Origin of the sequence: Sulfobacillus harzensis (assembly GCF_012933365.1) — a bacterium.
Lineage (GTDB): Bacteria > Bacillota > Sulfobacillia > Sulfobacillales > Sulfobacillaceae > Sulfobacillus_B > Sulfobacillus_B harzensis.
In genome coordinates this window covers 1-2,265 of the sequence record NZ_JABBVZ010000224.1, presented here as the reverse complement: position 1 = coordinate 2,265, position 2,265 = coordinate 1, and the positions used below count along the sequence as shown (strand labels likewise).

Here is a 2,265-nt window from a genome sequence, read left to right as displayed (position 1 = left end):
CCCAAAAACAAACTGTTGACAAGTCCAATAACATCTTTGCACCCGGCAAAAAACTCGCAAGAGCCTCATCCAAAGAGAATTAGCTCGTTTGGATGAGACTCCGCATGTTCGTTTGCGCTATCCAAGATGTGGGTAATGATTAGCCCCACCGGGGAGGCCCGTGGCACCGGTCTATCGCACACCGCGGTCGGGGATGACGGCTTATAAGCGAGGTCGCAACGAAGGCGTTGGCGCGTCGGCGAAATCCGGTTCCCGATGCATCCCTCATCGAAAGGAGGTGAAACATGGTGGAGACTGTGTTGTACGTGGGCATTGACACGAGTCTCGGGAACCACGTGGTCTGTGCCATGGAGGTAGATGGCCGCATCGTCGCCCGAACGACCGTTCCCAATCATCGCGAGGGTGGAGAGCAATTGGTCGCCTGGCTGCAGAGCCAGGCCGCGCCGTACGCGCGGCTGGCCGTGGGCGTCGAAGCCACGTCGGTGTACCATGCGCCGCTGATGGAATGGTTGGTCCAAGAGCCGCGTCTGCAACCATGGCAGCCCACCTGGTACGTGCTGAATCCGAAAGTCGTCGCGAAGTTCGGCGAGACCGAGGTGGACCGAGGCAAAACGGACCGCGCGGACGCGCAGCTGATTGCCGATGTCCTCCGCTTTGGGCGCGTGGTGCCGTGGACGCCACCCGATCCGCGCTATGCCGCGTTGCAAGTATTGACGCGCCATCGCCGGCAAGTCAGCCGGTTGATCACCCAGGAAAAGAATCGCGCCCTGGCCCAGCTCTTCTGTGTCTGGGGCCAGTACGCCCACACGAAGGAGCCCTTCTTCTCGGACGTTTTCGGCCTGGCGTCCCAAGCCGTGTTGGCACGCTATACGCCCGACACGCTGGCCCAGACCCCCCTGGCGGATCTCGCGGCGGAAATCGCCGCGGTGGGCCGCAATCGGTTGAAGGCGCCAGAGGACATTGCCCAGACCCTGCATCGCTTGGCCCAGCGCGCCTTCCGGCTGCACCCGGAGGAGCGGGACGCCCGACGGCAAAGTCTGGTGCTGCATCTGGACACCATCCGGGCCTTGGAACGCCAACAACGCGAATTGGACACAGTGATTGCTCGGGATTTCCAAGCGTTTCGCCAAACCCTGACCACGATTCCCGGGATTGGCCCGGTCTACGGCGCGGGCTTGCTGGCCGAAATCGGCCCCGTGGAACGGTTTACCTCGGAAAATGCCTTGGCCAAATATGCCGGGCTCACGTGGCGCCCCCACCAATCGGGGGACTTTGATGCCGACATCCGACCGCTGACACGGTCGGGCAACGTCTACTTGCGGCACGACTTCGTCGAAGCGGCCGAGAGAGTCCGTGTGCGGGACCCACACTTCAAAGCCTTTTACGCGAAGAAGTACCGTGAGGCCCGGCACCACGCACATAAGCGAGCGCTGGTCTTGACGGCACGCAAGTTGGTCGGCGTGGTCTACGGGATGCTGACCCGAGGCCAAATCTACGACGCAAGGAAGCTGATGCCGCACTAAGGGGACCGACAACCGATTTGCCATTTCCTACCACCTCCTTTCTGGACGGTCTAGTTCAGCATGGCTTTCTCCGGCTGTCCCGTGAGAAAAATGGGTCTTGACATTTAACCGCGGGACTTTGTGTCGAGGGGCACTAGCCATCATTCAGCAGGGCCAGCGGGCGATGCTGCTGATAGCCGTAGAGTTGGAAAATCGGGTAAGCCCGTATGGTCTGCTGGATGAGGTGGAGCAGGCGCTCGTCCATCGCCTGGAGCGCCGCAGGATTTTGCTGTGCCCGCCAGGCCGCATAGGCCGTATTGCAAGCGCTGTGGCTGAGCCGGAGGCTGAGCAATTGCTCCACCCGCGAAGCGGTGGGCCAGATGGCCCCTTCATACGGCAGGACATGCTCGACGGTGCTGGTCTTGGTCGATAAGGGGTTGTGGCACCAAAAGCACCGCCCGTGCTGCGCCTGGTGGAGCCAGGCGGTCCAGGGCGACCGGATCTGACGGGTCGTGATCGCATAGGGACTCCCGAAGACCCCGGGCCAAGGTTCAATCTGTGCGTCGAGCAAGGGAATCAGCGGTGTGACAATCTCAGCGAGACTTTGCCTCCACCGCGCCACGCCCACATGGAAGTGGATTTCGCGGACTTTGGGAGTCTGGTCCGGAACGGATGACATGGCGGTGACCTCCTCGTATAAAAAGAATTAGCCTACTAGCCTAAGACCAAGGTCTTGGGGCTTGCCGCGTAGCGGCAAGCGGCT

At 61.3% G+C, this 2,265-nt stretch carries 2 protein-coding genes; one reads left to right on the top strand and one right to left on the bottom strand.

Features of this window, described 5'->3' with window-relative positions:
• The first annotated feature begins 284 nt into the window (after positions 1 to 284).
• A complete protein-coding gene (locus HIJ39_RS22565; RefSeq protein WP_169103284.1) occupies positions 285 to 1,523 on the top strand; it encodes an IS110 family RNA-guided transposase in 1,239 nt (412 codons plus the stop codon).
• A gap of 133 nt (positions 1,524 to 1,656) precedes the next feature.
• Here the strand turns inward: HIJ39_RS22565 and HIJ39_RS22560 are convergent, their stop codons facing one another.
• Complete coding sequence (locus HIJ39_RS22560) at positions 1,657 to 2,181, bottom strand: hypothetical protein (protein ID WP_169103283.1); 525 nt, start codon at positions 2,179 to 2,181, stop codon at positions 1,657 to 1,659.
• Positions 2,182 to 2,265: the final 84 nt, after the last annotated feature.